This window comes from Micromonospora sp. NBC_00898 (genome assembly GCF_045207895.1).
In the GTDB taxonomy this organism is placed as follows: domain Bacteria; phylum Actinomycetota; class Actinomycetes; order Mycobacteriales; family Micromonosporaceae; genus Micromonospora.
In genome coordinates, this window is record NZ_CP108775.1 from 1744870 (window position 1) to 1759577 (window position 14708).

General features: G+C 72.6%; 13 protein-coding genes. 9 read left to right on the forward strand and 4 right to left on the reverse strand.

The annotated features are described in order from the left end of the window. The first annotated feature begins 169 nt into the window (after positions 1-169). The 4 genes from OG799_RS08440 to OG799_RS08455 all read left to right on the forward strand — a co-directional run bounded on the left by OG799_RS08440 (position 170) and on the right by OG799_RS08455 (position 5242). Positions 170-1549, forward strand: coding sequence for an ABC transporter substrate-binding protein (locus OG799_RS08440; protein ID WP_406044485.1), 1380 nt, complete (start codon positions 170-172; stop codon positions 1547-1549). 86 nt (positions 1550-1635) lie between these two features. Then, positions 1636-2592: a carbohydrate ABC transporter permease gene (locus OG799_RS08445; protein ID WP_406044486.1), complete on the forward strand. Its 957-nt coding sequence runs from the start codon at positions 1636-1638 to the stop codon at positions 2590-2592. Positions 2593-2605: 13 nt separating this feature from the next. Beyond that, positions 2606-3493 carry a carbohydrate ABC transporter permease gene (locus OG799_RS08450; protein WP_406044487.1) on the forward strand — a complete coding sequence of 296 codons (888 nt, stop codon included), beginning with the start codon at positions 2606-2608 and terminating at the stop codon, positions 3491-3493. Positions 3494-3586: 93 nt separating this feature from the next. Beyond that, a complete protein-coding gene (locus tag OG799_RS08455) occupies positions 3587-5242 on the forward strand; it encodes an alpha-amylase family glycosyl hydrolase (protein WP_406044488.1) in 1656 nt (551 codons plus the stop codon). A 115-nt stretch (positions 5243-5357) separates the two neighbouring features. Here OG799_RS08455 and OG799_RS08460 read toward each other — a convergent pair whose 3' ends face one another. Next, positions 5358-6515: a citrate/2-methylcitrate synthase gene (locus OG799_RS08460; protein WP_406044489.1), complete on the reverse strand. Its 1158-nt coding sequence runs from the start codon at positions 6513-6515 to the stop codon at positions 5358-5360. Between the two features lie 44 nt (positions 6516-6559). On the opposite strand from OG799_RS08460, the gene OG799_RS08465 reads away from it, so the two are divergent. After that, a complete protein-coding gene (locus OG799_RS08465; RefSeq protein WP_406044490.1) occupies positions 6560-7759 on the forward strand; it encodes a citrate/2-methylcitrate synthase in 1200 nt (399 codons plus the stop codon). Between the two features lie 34 nt (positions 7760-7793). Here OG799_RS08465 and OG799_RS08470 read toward each other — a convergent pair whose 3' ends face one another. After that, positions 7794-8270, reverse strand: a complete 477-nt coding sequence (locus OG799_RS08470) for a hypothetical protein (protein ID WP_406044491.1) — start codon at positions 8268-8270, stop codon at positions 7794-7796. Further along, entirely contained in the window at positions 8263-9543 is a 1281-nt protein-coding gene (locus tag OG799_RS08475) for a molybdopterin-dependent oxidoreductase (protein ID WP_406046242.1), read from the reverse strand. Before OG799_RS08475 ends, OG799_RS08470 begins: the two co-directional genes overlap by 8 nt. A gap of 337 nt (positions 9544-9880) precedes the next feature. Between OG799_RS08475 and OG799_RS08480 the strand changes: the two genes are divergently transcribed. Further along, positions 9881-10942, forward strand: coding sequence for an NAD-dependent epimerase/dehydratase family protein (locus OG799_RS08480; RefSeq protein WP_406044492.1), 1062 nt, complete (start codon positions 9881-9883; stop codon positions 10940-10942). 36 nt (positions 10943-10978) lie between these two features. Here OG799_RS08480 and OG799_RS08485 read toward each other — a convergent pair whose 3' ends face one another. Beyond that, positions 10979-12364, reverse strand: a complete 1386-nt coding sequence (locus OG799_RS08485; protein ID WP_406044493.1) for a hypothetical protein — start codon at positions 12362-12364, stop codon at positions 10979-10981. Positions 12365-12498: 134 nt separating this feature from the next. Here OG799_RS08485 and OG799_RS08490 point away from each other — a divergent pair, with 134 nt between their 5' ends. Genes OG799_RS08490 through OG799_RS08500 form a run of 3 tightly spaced genes read left to right on the forward strand, consistent with a single transcriptional unit; the run spans position 12499 to position 14635 of the window. After that, positions 12499-13164, forward strand: coding sequence for a glycosyltransferase family 2 protein (locus OG799_RS08490; RefSeq protein ID WP_406044494.1), 666 nt, complete (start codon positions 12499-12501; stop codon positions 13162-13164). Then, entirely contained in the window at positions 13161-13841 is a 681-nt protein-coding gene (locus OG799_RS08495; protein WP_406044495.1) for a DUF2064 domain-containing protein, read from the forward strand. Before OG799_RS08490 ends, OG799_RS08495 begins: the two co-directional genes overlap by 4 nt. Next, positions 13838-14635 (forward strand): class I SAM-dependent methyltransferase, encoded by a 798-nt coding sequence (locus OG799_RS08500; RefSeq protein WP_406044496.1) that lies wholly within the window; start codon positions 13838-13840, stop codon positions 14633-14635. The genes OG799_RS08495 and OG799_RS08500 overlap by 4 nt, the downstream gene beginning before the upstream one ends. The last annotated feature ends 73 nt before the right edge of the window (positions 14636-14708 follow it).

Consider the following 14708-nt stretch of genomic DNA (forward strand, 5'->3'; position numbering starts at 1 on the left):
ACGAAACATCCCGTGCAAGAGAGCTAGCTCACCATCCGCGCTGGCCCGACGCAGATCCAGGCGGCAGGTCACCTGGCGGAGACAGATCAGTAGCAGGGCTTGGCCGCGGTGACGATCACCGCAGATCAGCGAAGGTCATGGAGACTCCCGTTCCCGAAGGGATGGACAGATGTCCGTACCGCAGTACCGGAAGGCTGCGGCGTTAGCGCTCGTGGCCGGCCTGGGGCTCAGCCTTGCGGCCTGCTCCACGAAGAGTGACGACGCCAAGACCGATGCAGGTGGCAAGGTCACCATCACCGTCGACTGCCAGCCGGTCGGCTCCCAGAAAGAGCTGTTGAAGAACTGGAACGACGATGTCGTCGAGTTCCAGCGGCAGAATCCCAACATCGTCATCAAGAGCGTCAGCGTCGGCGAGCAGTGCAACAACCCGCCGGACTTCACCGCTCGCCTCGCCGGCGGCACCGTGACCGACCTGTTCTACGGGTACATGACCGATCTTCAGCAGGTGCTCGACTCCGGTCAGGCGATGGACATCACCGAGTTCGCCAACAAGGACACGGTCCCGACCTGGGACAGCGTCGACCCGGCGCTCAAGGAGGTCTTCACCGACGGCGGCAAGCTCTACGCCGTCCCGGTGAAGAACTACTCGATGGGCCTGGTCTACAACAAGGTTCTGTTCCAGCGGGCGGGGCTCGACGTGAACAACCCGCCAAAGACCTGGGGCGAGGTCCGGGCCGCCGCCAAGAAGATCTCCGCGCTCGGCAACGGCATCGCCGGCTACTCGGAGTACAGCGCCGGCAACACCGGAGGCTGGCACTTCACCTCCCTGCTCTACTCCCAGGGCGGCCAGGTGCTGACCGCCGACGGCAAGAAGGCCGACTTCAACAACGCGATGGGCAAGCAGGTCCTGCAGAACCTCAAGGACATGCGGTACGGCGACAACAGCATGGGCGACCGCCAACTGCTGCAGTGGGCCGACCTGCTGACCAATGCCGGCGCGGGCAAGGTCGGCATGTTCGTCGGCGCGCCGGACGCCACCCAGGCGATCGTCAGCCAGTTCCAGGGCAAGTTCCAGGATTGGGCGATGGCCCCGCTGCCCGGCCAGGACGGCGCCGCGAAGGGGACGCTCGGTGGTGGCGAGGGGTACTTCTTCAAGAAGGGCCTCACCCCCGAGCAGGTCAAGGCCGGTCTGAAGTGGATCGCGTACCAGAAGCTGACGCCGGGCAAGGGCCAGTTCGACTACGTCCGGGCCAAGCCGCAGAACTACCCGGTGGGCCTGCCCCAGCCGCTGCTCTTCGCGGGCGGCAGCGACACGCAGAAGCAGGAACTCGAGCTGCGCAAAGCGAACGCGAACGTCGACACCGCGAACTTCGCGATCTTCGAGGCGAACCCGGTCCCGATCAAGGGTGAGCCACGCAACGCGCAGGCGATCTACGCGGTGCTCGACGCCGCGATGTCCGGTGTGCTGACGAACCCGAACGCGAACATCGACGCGCTGCTCAAGACGGCCGAAGACAAGGTCAACCAGCTCCTGGCCGCCGACAAGTGATCCGCAGGTGTGGGGGCCGGCCCGCCGCCGGCCCTCACACCGTCCGCGCCGCACCGTCGGCGTCACTGACTCACGCAGGAGTTGCCTTGGCGATCACCACCGTCCCGGGGACCAGGAGGGAACCGGGTCGCCCCGCGGCACGGTACCCGGCAGGGCCGCAGCGTACGAGCCTCGGCCGCAAGGTACGAGACAACCTCACCGGGCACGCCTTCCTGATCGGCGCGGTGATCTGCTTCGCGGTCTTCTCCTGGTATCCGATGATCCGCGGCGTCGTCATGAGCTTCCAGCGCACCCGGCGCGGCGTCACGACCTGGGTCGGCTGGGACAACTACGACCGCATCATCGCCGACCCCAGCTTCTGGACGGCCTGGAAGAACACGTTCTACTTCACGATTCTGGCGCTGGTGTTCGGGTACGCGGTGCCGTTCTTCGTGGCGATCCTGCTCAACGAGTTTCGCCACGCGAAGGGGTACCTGCGGATCCTGGTCTATCTGCCGGTGATGCTGCCGCCGGCCTCGGCGCTCTTTCTCTTCAAGTTCTACGCGTACGACCCCGGCGACGCGGGACTTCTCAACTCGATCCTCAAGGCGCTGCACCTGCCGACATCGCAGTGGATGCAGTCGCCCGAGATGACGATGCCGGCGATGGTGATCGCGTCGACCTGGATGAACATGGGCGGCGCGGTACTGATCTACCTGGCGGCACTGCAGAACATCCCCGGCGAACTCTACGAAGCGGCCGAGCTCGACGGCGCCGGGATCTGGCGGCGGATCCGCCACGTCACGATCCCGCAGACCCGGCTGATCCTCGCGCTCCTGGCGATGCTGCAGATCGTCGCCACGATGCAGTTCTTCATCGAGCCGTTGATCCTCGCGAACGGTACGGGCGCGGAGGACTCCGCGACCTCGGTGGCGTACCTCATCTACCAGCACGGGTTCTTCCAGAACGACCTCAACGGCGCCGCGGCGCTCGGCGTGATCATGCTCGTGGTGCTGGCCGGCTTCTCCGCCGTCTATGTGCGGCTCAGCTCGAAACAGGACTAGGACGGGACGACCCATGGCACAGGACTCCGGGACCCGGACCCTCATCTCCCACGCTCAGCTTCGGCGGGGGCGCGGCAGGGTCGTCTACTGGACGCTGCTCGCCGTCGTCGTCGTGGGCTTCACGCTCGTCTTCCTCGGGCCGCTCTACTGGATGGTCACCGGCGCGCTCAAATCCGGCAAGGAGATCGCGCAGACCCCGCCGTCGCTGTTCCCGAAGGATCCCCAGTCGCGGAACTACGCCGATGCGTGGAACAACCTGAACCTCGCCAAGCTGCTGTTCAACACGTTCTACTATGCGGCCGGCGCGCTGCTGTTCCAGCTCGTCCTCGACACCGCCGCGGCGTACGCCCTGTCGAAGCTTCGGCCGGTGCTCGGCAACGTGATCCTCGGCCTGATGCTGGCAACGCTGATGATCCCGGCGATGGTCCTCATCGTTCCGCAGTACGTGACCGTGATCGACCTGCCGATCCTGCACATCAACCTGCTCGACTCGCCGTTTGCGATCTGGCTGCCCGCGGTCGCGAACGCGTTCAACATCTTCCTGCTGAAGCGGTTCTTCGACTCGATCCCGGAGGAGCTGATGGCGGCTGCCCTGATGGACGGGGCGACGCCGCTGCGCACGCTGTGGTCGATCATCCTGCCGATGTCGCGCCCCATCCTCGGCGTCGTCTCGATCTTCGCCGTGACGGCGGTCTGGAAGGACTTTCTCTGGCCGAAGCTGGTCATGCCGTCGCCCGAGACCCGGACGGTCAGCGTCGGCATCTACGCATTCTCGGGTGGTACGCCGATGAACGTGGTGATCGCCGCGTCGGTCATCGCCGCGATCCCGACCGTCATCGTCTTTCTGATCTTCCAGCGGAACATCATGTCCGGTCTGACCACAGGCAGCCTCAAGGGATAGCCCCGACGCTGCGCGGCGAACAACGACGGTTCGCCCGACACACCTCCAGGTCCGGCGAACCCGCCGACGTACTGACGCAGAAAGCAGGTGCTCGTGTCCACAGCAGACAATGGTCCGTGGTGGCGTGGGGCGGTGATCTACCAGGTGTACCCACGTAGCTTCGCCGACGGCAATGGCGACGGCATCGGCGACATCGCCGGCATCCGGTCCCGGCTGGATCATCTGTCCGCGCTTGGCGTCGATGCGATCTGGTACAGCCCCTGGTACCCGTCCCCGATGGCCGACGCCGGCTACGACGTGGCCGACTACCGCGACATCGACCCGGTCTTCGGCACCCTGGCCGAGGCGGAGGCGCTGATCGCGGAGGCACACGCGCTCGACATCCGGACCATCGTCGACGTGGTGCCGAACCACTGCTCCGAGGTGCACCCCTGGTTCCAGACGGCGCTCGCCGGCGGCCCGGAGGCGCCCGAGCGCGAGCTGTTCTGGTTCCGCCCGGGTCGCGGCCCGGACGGCTCGCAGAAGCCCACCGACTGGGTCTCGCCGTTCGCCGGCGACACCTGGACCAGGACCACGAACCCGGACGGCACGCCGGGCGACTGGTACCTGCACCTCTTCGCCCCGCAGCAGCCCGACTTCAACTGGGACCACCCCCGGGTGCGCGCCGAGTTCGAGGACATCCTGCGGTTCTGGTTCGACCGGGGCGTGGACGGCATCCGGATCGACTCGGCGGCGATGCTGGCCAAGGACCCGACGCTGCCCGACGCCACCCCGGACGGCCCGAACCCGTTCGTCGACGTGGACGCGGTGCACGAGATCTACCGCAGCTGGCGGCGGATCGCCGACAGCTACCCCGGCGAGCGGGCGCTGATCGGCGAGGTCTGGCTGCCCGACCATGAGCGGTTCGCCAACTACCTCCGACCCGACGAGCTGCACGCGGCGTTCAACTTCGATTTCCTCGGCTGTGCCTGGGAGCCGGCCGCGCTGCGGGCCTGCATCGACGCGACCCTCGCGGCGCACGCCCCGGTCGGCGCCCCGGCCACCTGGGTGCTCGCCAACCACGACGTGACCCGGCACGTCACCCGCTACGGCCGGGCGGACACCACGTTCAGCTTCGCCAGCAAACGCGAGGGGGTCCCCACCGACCTGGAACTGGGCACCCGGCGGGCCCGGGCCGCCGCGCTGCTCTCCCTGTCGCTGCCCGGCGCGGCCTACGTCTACCAGGGCGAGGAGCTCGGCCTGTGGGAGGTCGAGGACATCCCGTACGAGCTTCGCCAGGACCCGATGTTCGCCCGGTCCGGCCGGGTCGACCCGGGTCGCGACGGCTGCCGGGTGCCGCTGCCCTGGACCGGTGACACGCCGCCCTTCGGCTTCAGCCCGGACGGCGCGACCACCGCTCCGTGGCTGCCGCAGCCGGCGGACTGGAAGGACCGCACGGTGCGCGCGCAGACCGGCGACCCGCACTCGATGCTGGAGCTGTACCGGACCGGCATCGCCGTACGACGGGCCGACCCGGCGCTCGGCGACGGCGAGCTGACCTGGCTGCCCGCGCCCGACGGGGTGCTGGCGTTCAGCCGGGGCGGCGGCTTCCGCTGCCTGGTCAACCTCTCCGACGCGGCGCTGCCACTGCCGCCGTACCAGCGGCTGCTGCTGGCCAGCGGACCGCTCGACGACGACCTGCTGCCGCCGGACACCGCCGTCTGGCTGCATACCGCCGAGGAGCCCGGCGGGCCGGCGGACCCGGCCTGACCCGCGCCGCGGCGCCGGCGGTCCGTCCGCCTGAGACCGGGTGCCCCTCCCGCACGGGAGGGGCACCCTTCCCGGTAGTCCGGATCGCCGTCACCGCCAACACCATTGGGCCTTTTCACGGCACCGGTTGTGGTGGGGGAGGGCCGATGTATCGCGAATCCGGCCGGATGATTTTCGAGTCCTCGGCCTGCTCCAGCACATTCGCGCACCACCCGATGACCCGGCTGGCGGCGAAGGTCGGTGTGAACATCTCCCGAGGTAGCCCGCACAGGTGCATGACGACGCCCGCGTAGTACTCCACGTTCGTGTGCAGTTCCCGGCCAGGCTTCAGCTCCGCCAGCAATGACAGGACCCGCTCCTCAACGGCCACGGCAAAGTCCACCAGCTGCCCGCCGAGGGCTTGGGCGACCCCCTTGAGCATGCGCGACCGCGGGTCTTCCGTGCGGTAGATCGGGTGCCCGAACCCCATGATCCGCTCGCCGTTGAGGATTCGAGAGCGCAACCACGAGTCCGCCCGGTCGATGGAGCCGATGGCGTCGAGTGTGTCGAGGGCCCGGCTGGGAGCTCCGCCGTGCAGCGGTCCGGAGAGCGCGCCGAGGGCACCACCGATACAGGCGTAGATGTCGGCGCCGGTCGATGCGATGACACGGGCGGTGAAGGTTGACGCGTTGAAGCCGTGATCAACGGTCGCGATGAGGTATCGCTCGATCGATCGGGCGTGAGCCTCGGACGGCTCCTCGCCGGTGATCATGTACAGGTAGTTCGCCGCGTGCGACAGGTCATCGCGCGCCTCGATCGGATCCAAGCCTGCTCGTAGGCGAAACAACGCTGCGAGCAGGCTGGGTGTTAGGGCGCAGAGCGCCATGGCCTCCGCTCGCCGCTCGGCGGGCGAGGTGTCGTAGAGCGGGCGGGCGCCGGCGGCGAGGCCGGCGATGGCCAGCGCGGCACGCAGGCCGCCCATCGGGTCCGGCGACACCGCCGCGGTGGCGATGTCGGGCAGCGCGGCGGCAACCGCGGGTGGGATGTGGCGCAGCGGAACGATCTCCTCGTGTAGCGCCTTGGGCTCGGCAGGTAGGGAGCCGTCGATGAGCAGCGCCCAGACGTCCTCCAGCGTGCGGCGCTCGGCGAGGTCGATGGCGGAGTACTGCCGGTAGTGGTAGAAGCCCTCGAGACCGCGGACGTGGCCGATCCTGGTGTCGGTGACCACGACACCGGCGAGCCCGCGTGGGACGGTAATGGTGTCAGCCATGCGGGCAGCGTCACGCCAACGCATCGAGTCAGTCAACATTGATCCGGTCAACGTGAGACCATGGCCACATGCCCGGAGATCAGCTGCTCACCACCGCCGAGGTGGCACTTCGCCTGCGCATCAAATCAGAGACGATCTACGCGTACGTCAGCCGAGGGTTGCTTCCTAGAGTCAAGGTTCCCGGCGAGCGGATCAGCCGCTTCCGGCTCGCTGACGTCGAGCGGCTGGCCGCCCGCACACAGGCGACCCGGCCGGAACGCGATGCCGCCCCGGCGATGCGCACCGCCATCACCTTGATTGCGTACGGACGGCTGCACTACCGAGGATTGGATGTCGCGAAGCTGGCGCCGGTGACTCCGTTCGAGGAGATCGCGCACTGGCTGTGGACGGGCGAGCGGTACCAGACCGCTTTCGCGGCGCCAGCAGAAACCCTCGAACGGGCCAGACGAGCGAGCGATCACCTGCCCGCGCAGGCCCGACTCTTCGACCGGGTGCCAGTGATCGTCGCCGTCGCGGCCGCAATGGACCCGCTGCGCTTCGACCTGACACCCGCCACCGTGACGGCTCTCGCGCCCGCCCTGCTGTCCACCATGGTCGACGCAATGCCCCTCGCGGGCGCGGCCCCCGCTGATGACAGCCTCGCGGCCCGGCTGTGGTCGCGGTTGACCGGCGCGCCGGCGTCCGCGGAGGCTCTCTTGGCGCTCAATGCCGCACTCGTCTTGCTCGCTGACCACGATCTGGCCGCGTCGACCATTGCGGCACGCGTCGCAGCATCGACACGGGCCAACCCGTACGCGGCGGTACTGGCGGGTCTCGGCGCGCTGGACGGGCCGATGCATGGAGCCATCGGCAGCAGTGTCTACCGGATGATCGAGGCGGCGCTGCGGGATGGCGCGCCGGCCGCGATCGCCGAATGCTTGCGTACCGGCACGCTGCCGGGGTTCGGGCATTCGCTGTATCCGGAAGGCGACCCGCGCGGGACTGCCCTCCTCGATCTCGTCACGGAACTGCCCCTCGAGGGCCAACTGCGCCGCACCGTTGACGAGTTGATCGCAACGGCAACGCGGCGGGGCTCCCTGCCCAACGTCGACTTCGCCCTTGCCGCGTTGGCGCACGCGATCGGCATGGGGCCCGGCGCAGGCGAGGTGATTTTCGCGATCGCCCGGACGGCAGGCTGGATTGCGCACGTCATCGAGGAGTACGGCCAGCCGAACAACCGGTTCCGGTGGAGCAGCGGCTACACCGGCCCGCCGCCGGCCTCAAGGTGACTCCGCCAGCGGCTTCGGACGGTCGCGGCCGGACTCACCCGTGGCGTGCCCGCCAGCGGCGGAGCGCGTACAGGACACCGCTGGCCAGGAAGAGGGCGGCGGTGACGAGCAACCAGCGAGCGAGGAAAGGCCGCTGGTCCTGCCCGGTCGCGGCCAGGTAGGTCGCCTTGCCCTGCCGGAGGATCCCGGGCAGGTACACCAGGAACAGCAGCGCCGCGGCCAGCGCCGGCACGCGGAGGTGGTTCATCAGCGACGGTCCGGACGCCGGCCGGGCCCGTCGCTCGCCCACCGCCGCCCGCAGCGTCCGGTCGGCCGACGCGTAGACCGGGAACAGGACGAGGTCGTGGGCGATCGCCGCGCCGACGAACCAGAGCAGCATCCGCCCGGCGGTCGCCTCCCGGGCCAGCCGCAGGGCCACCCAGCCGGCGACGGCGAAGCACCCGACCAGCAGCAGCAGGTGCCGCCCGGGCGCCCCGTACGCCGCCCGGAAGCGCGCCGCGAGGTCACGCATCGGTACGCCCCCGGAACTCGATCTCCGCCACCCACTTGGTGCAGTGCACCCCGGGCAGCGCGGGGACGATCACCCGCGCCGGATAGCCGTGGTCCGCGGTGAGGTCCACCCCGTTGACCCGCAGCGCGAGCAGCGAGTCGGGGTCGAGGACCTGGTTGCCCTGCAAGGTCGCCTGGGCGAACAGCCCCGCCTTCTCCAGCGAGCGGACGTGGGCGGAGCCGGGCTGACCGGCGCCGACCAGCGCGGCGAGGTCGCGCAGCCGTACCCCGGTCCAGGTCTGCAGCGTCGACCAGCCCTCCACACAGGCGATCGGCAGGCGGGCGGTGTGCTGGGGCAGGGCCAGCAGGGCGGCCCGGTCGAGGCTGGCCTGCCGCCCGCCGGCCCGCAGCGTCAGCCGCCAGCCGGCCCCGGTGTCGGCGCCGCCGATGCCGGCGGCCGCCGCCGTGCGGTTCACCGGGAAGCCGGTCGGGCCCGTGCCGGGCTGCCGGCCCCGGGGCAGCAGCAGCGCGGTGCGGCGCCACCGGCCGTCGAAGCTCTGCCCGACGGTCAGGCCGGCCAGCAGCAGCGACAGGCCGCCGACCAGGGCCAGGGCGCCGCGCCGGCTCACGGTGGCCGGCCCGGTCCGGGCGGCCACCAGCCCGTCGGGGTCCGGTGGCTCGGGTCGGGTGGCGGCGCGCGGGACGATCAGTTCGGCGCGTACCGGCCGGGACCGCAGCGCGCTGCGCATCCGCCCCAGCTTGAGAGCCACGTGCGTGACGAGCGCGGCGACGAACACCCACGCGCCGAAGTAGTGCGCGGTGTAGAAGTCGAACCCGAACAGGTACGCGTACTGGATGTTCAGCAGGCCGGTGGCGAGCTCGAAGAGGATCCCGCCGACCAGCAGCAGCAGTGACAGCCGCTCCAGCAGTTGGGCCACCGACCGGGCCGGCGGCCAGTCGAACAGCTTCGGGATGACCGACCAGAGCTTGCCCAGCACGACCGGGATCAGCGTGATCCCGAGCGCCACGTGCAGGCCCTGGGTGACCCGGAACAGCCAGGACGGGCGGGTCGGCCAGTCGAACGGCGGCAACCGCAGCCAGCCGACGTCGGGCGGGAAGGCCTGACCGAACTGCGGGCTGTAGGCGAGGTAGTCGAGCAGGCCGGTGAGGAACACCAGCGGCAGGCCGACCAGCAGCACGATGCCGTACACGGCGGTGAGCCACGGCCCGCGCAGCGGGCTGCGCCACCGTTCGCCGACGCCGGGCGCCCCGGGTGGCGGATGCTCCGCCAGCAGGGCCCAGCCGCGGCGGGGAAAGCCGTACGCCGGGCGGTCGGCCGGGTCGGTCCGCGGGGGAGGGCCCGGGTGGTCCCCGGCGGGAGACTCACGGTTGGCGCTCACCGGCCCTCCTCCTGGCTGCTTGACGTGCCGGTATACCGGCGGCGACGGGAGCCGCGTGGCCGGCGGCCGGCGCGGTGCCTCCCTTCCGGCAGGCTACGGGCGGGGTCGGCGGCCCGGCGGGACTTGCCCGATTACGGAAGGCTTACCGGCGCCGGGGCGCAGATGTTGTGGAATGACTACGGCTGACGCAACGCGGCCCGCCACGCCGGCCCGCCGACCTACGCTGACCGGCATGCGGGTACTGGTCACCGGCGCGGCCGGGTTCATCGGATCGCAGGTCGCCGACCTGCTGGTCACCGAGGGGCACGAGGTGGTGGCGGTGGACGCGCTGCTGCCCCAGGCGCACGGCGGCCAGCTGCCGGAGTGGTCGCGGCGGCACGACCCGGTGGTCGGCGACATCCGCGACGCCGGGCTGCTCGACCGGCTCCTGCCCGGCGTCGACGCGGTGTGCCACCAGGCCGCGATGGTCGGGCACGGACTGGACCCGTCGGACGCGCCGGCCTACGCCAGCCACAACGACTACGGCACGGCGGTGCTGCTCGCCGCGATGCACCGGGCCGGGGTGGCCCGGCTGGTGCTGGCCAGCTCGATGGTCGTGTACGGGGAGGGCCGCTACGAGTGCGCCCGGCACGGCACGGTCCGCCCCGCCCCGCGCCGGGCCGACGACCTGGCGGCCGGCCGCTACGACCCGACCTGCCCGCACTGCGCGTCGACGCTCGACTCCACCCTGGTGCCCGAGGACGCCCCGCTGGAGCCACACAGCACGTACGCCGCCAGCAAGCTGGCCCAGGAGCACCTGGCCGCCGCCTGGGCGCGGCAGACCGGCGGCGCGGTCTGGGCCCTGCGATACCACAACGTCTACGGCCCCCGGATGCCCCGCGACACCCCGTACGCCGGGGTGGCCTCCATCTTCCGGTCCGCGCTGGCCGCCGGCCGGCCGCCCCGGGTGCTGGAGGACGGCCGGCAGCGGCGGGACTTCGTGCACGTCACCGACGTGGCGCGGGCGAACCTGCTGGCGCTGCTCACGCCGCCGCCGCAGCCCCTGATGCCGGTCAACGTCTGCTCCGGGGAGCCGCACACGGTGGGCGAGCTGGCCGCCACCCTGGCCACCGCCATGGCCGGGCCGGCGCCGCTGGTCGTCGGCGGCGCCCGCGCCGCCGACGTGCGGCACGTCGTCGCCGATCCGCGCCGGGCCACCGACCTGCTCGGCTACACCGCCCGGGTCGGGTTCACCGACGGCGTCACCGCCTTCGCCACCGACCCGCTGCGCGAGCCGGCGGCCATGACGGTCTGATCGGCGGCCGTCCCCGCGCCTTCCCGGCTGCCTCGGTCAGGAGACCGTCCACAGCAGGTGGTTCACGGCGAGGGCGGTGCCGGCCTGCCCGAGGAGCCACCAGCGGCGCGTGGACGCCGGCAGGTGGGCGGTGGCGACCAGCAGCCAGACGGCGAACGGCAGCCAGATCCGCTCCACCTCGGCCTTGCTCAGTCCGGACAGGTCACCGGCCAGCACGGCCACCGCCGCGGCCACCGGCAGCAGCACGATCGGGCCGGCGGCGCGCAGCCGCGCGGCCCGGTCGCGCCAGCTCCGGCCGGGCTGGACCGTCCGGGCGCCGGCCCCGACCGCCCGGCGCAGCGCCGGGCCGAGCACCGGCCCGGCGGAGAGCAGCAGCGCCGCCAGGTTCGCCCACACCCAGTAGCCGTACGGGCGGTCGGCCGCCCAGCCCTGGTAGTAGCGCTCCACCACCAGCCGGTAGCCGTCCCACCAGCGGAAACCGGCCGCCGTGAACGCGACCGCCACCGCCGCGACGCCGGCCGTGGCGGCGAGCAGCGCGGTGACCCGGCCCGTCGGGCGCAGCGCCAGCACCGCCAGCGCCAATACCCCCGTCAGGACGAAGCCGTACGACAGGTACAGCGCGCCACCCAGCAGCAGCCCACCGGCGGCCGGCGCCACCCGCCCGCGTACCGCGAGCAGGGCCAGGCCCGCCGCGACCACCCCGGCGAAGAGCCCGTCGGCGGAGGCGCCCAACCAGACCGCCCCCGGCAGCAGCACCAGGAACGGCAGGACGGCGCGAGCGGCGTCGGCAGCGCCGAGCGCCCGCATCGCCACCGGCACGGAGATCGTGACGCTCGCCCCGACCAGGACGCAGACCAGCGCGGCGGCCACCCCGCCGCCCAGCCCCACCCGGTCCAGCGCCACGAAGACCAGCAGCGCCCCCGGCGGGTGGCCCGCGGTGTGGGTGGCCCACGAGTCCGGCCGGAAGTCCAGGATCCGGTCGGTGAAGCCGGCCAGCATCGCTGGCACGTCGGTGACCCGGGGCACCTCGTGCAGGTACTCCGCCTGCGCGGTGAGCCGCTCGGCGAACCCGGCCGACCAGCCGTCGACCAGGGCCAGCGCCAGCGTCCATGCCACGGAGGACAGGTACGCCGCGCCGAGCAGGGCGGTCCAACCGGCGGTGCGGGCCCAGCGCGTACCGACGCCGAGCACCGTGCCCGCGACCAGCAGCGCGCCCGGGGTGCCCCAGCCCAGGTGCGGCCGCCAGGTCGCGTAGAGCGGGGCGGCGTCGGCGTGCAGCCCGACCCCGCGGGCGTTGAGGACCGCGCCGACCACCGCGGCGAGCGCGATCAGAGCCGCTTCGACGCCCAGCACGAGCAGGTCGGCGCGGGACCGGCGGACCGGCGCCCGGGCGGTGGCCGCGGGCAGGGTGGTCGCTCTCATGTCGACCGGACGGTACGGCCGCGTCACGGCGGCGGCGGCCGAACCGGCACCACGTCACCGGTCCGTGGGAAGGGTCGCGGGGGTAACCGGTGATCCGTCCCCGCCCAAGCGGATCGGGTCCTAGCGTCGGCGGTATGCCGACGCGGATCGACGTGGTGCTGCCCTGCCTGGACGAGGCCGCCGCGCTGCCCGGGGTGCTCGCCGGACTGCCCCCCGGATACCGGGCGATCGTGGTGGACAACGGCTCCCGGGACGGTTCGCCCGAGGTCGCCGCCCGGCACGGCGCGCTGGTGGTGCGCGAACCCCGCCGGGGCTACGGCGCGGCCGTCCACGCCGGGCTGGAGGCCGCCGACGCGGAGCTGGTCGCCGTGCTCGACGCCGACGGCTCCTTCGACCCGACCGAACTGCCCGTTCTGGTTGCCCCGGTCGCCGGGGGCACCGCCGACCTGACCGTGGGGCGGCGGCGACCCGTCCGGGCCGGGGTCTGGCCGTGGCACGCCCGCGCCGGGACCGCCCTCGTCGCGGCGCTGCTGCGGCGTCGGGGCGTACCGCTGCGGGACCTCAGCCCGATCCGGGTGGCCCGCCGCGACGCCCTGCTCGCCCTGGGCGTCGCCGACCGGGCCTTCGGCTACCCGCTCGAACTGCTGATCCGCGCCGCCGCCGCCGGCTGGCGGATCCGCGAGTTTGATGTCCGCTACGCCCCCCGAGCCGCCGGCACCCGGTCCAAGGTGTCCGGCTCGGTCCGTGGCACCCTGCGCGCCACCCGCGACTTCGCCGGCGTGCTGCGCAGCGTCCGATGACCGTCCTGCTCGTGATGGCCAAGGCGCCCGTGGCGGGGGCCGTGAAGACCCGGCTGTGTCCGCCGGCCACCCCGGTCCGGGCCGCCCGGATCGCCGCCGCCGCGCTGCATGACACCCTCGACGCCGTCCGCGCCACACCGGGGGTGACGCCCGTGCTCGCCCTGGGGGGACGGCTCGCCGACGCGGAGGACGCCGCGGCGCTGACGGCGGCCCTCACCGGCTGGACCGTCCTGCCGCAGCGCGGCGACGGGCTCGGCGACCGGCTGGCCAACGCCCACGCCGACGTGGCGGCGACCTGGCCGGGCCGCCCGGTCCTGCAGATCGGCATGGACACCCCGCAGGTGACCCCGGCACGGCTGGACTTCGCGGTCCGGCGGCTGCTCGCCGCCGACGCCGTGCTCGGCCGGGCCGTCGACGGCGGCTGGTGGGCCCTCGGGCTGCGGGACGCCCGGCACGCCGCCGCGCTGCGCGACGTGCCGATGTCCACCGCCCGGACCGGGCCGCGCACCATGGCGGCGCTCGGCGACCGGGGGCTGCGCACCGCCCCGCTGTCCGTGCTGCGCGACGTCGACGAGTGGCCGGACGCGCTGGCCGTCGCCGCCGAGGTGCCGGACAGCCGGTTCGCCCGGTCGGTGGCGCCGCTGCGCCGCGCCCTGCTGCGCGGCGGCCGTCCGTGACCCCCGGCGCCCGCACCGCCGGGCAGCTGCCCGCGCCGGCGGCGGGCGGCGGCGGGACCCGGGAGGACGACTTCGCCGCCGCGCTCGACCGCCGGGCCGGCCGGCACTGGCTGCTGCACAGCGACGGCCGGCGCAGCCCGCTGCCGGTGAGGCGCTGGCACGGGCCGCCGGAACCGGCGAGCGGTGCGGTCGTCGCCCGGTGCGCCGGTCCCACCCTCGACGTCGGGTGTGGGCCCGGCCGGCTCACCCTCGCGCTCACCCGGGCCGGTCACACCGCCGTCGGCGTCGACGTCTGCGCCCAGGCCGTACGCCTCACCCGCCGCCGGGGCGCGGTGGCCCTGCACAAGGACGTCTTCGCGCCGCTGCCCGGCGAGGGCCGCTGGGCCCACGTCCTGCTGATGGACGGCAACATCGGCATCGGCGGCGACCCGATCGCCCTGCTCAGCCGGTGCCGTGAGCTGCTCCGTCCGGACGGCACCGTCATCGTGGAGCTGGAACCGCCCGGGTCCGGTCTCTGGCGCGGCCGGAGCCGGCTGGCCAGCCTTTCCGCGGACGGGGAGCTGCGCCGCAGCGGGCCGTTCCGCTGGGCTCGCCTGGACGCGGTCGCGGTGCACGAGGTGGCCGCCGCGTCGGGGCTGGTCGTGCCGGAGGTGTTCCGGGCCGGCCGGCGCTGGTTCGGCGCGCTGGCCGTCGCCGTCCCGCCGGCGGTCGGGGTCTCGGGCTGGCCCGACCCGCCCTGCCGTACGTCACTGCCGGCGTCGCCCGGCGCGGTCGCACCGGGAGAGCGCGGTTGAGAAGTACTGCCCTATTTATCCATCGTCCGTTCGGTTGATCTGGCTACGTACTTTGGTCTAGCCTGACTCCTGC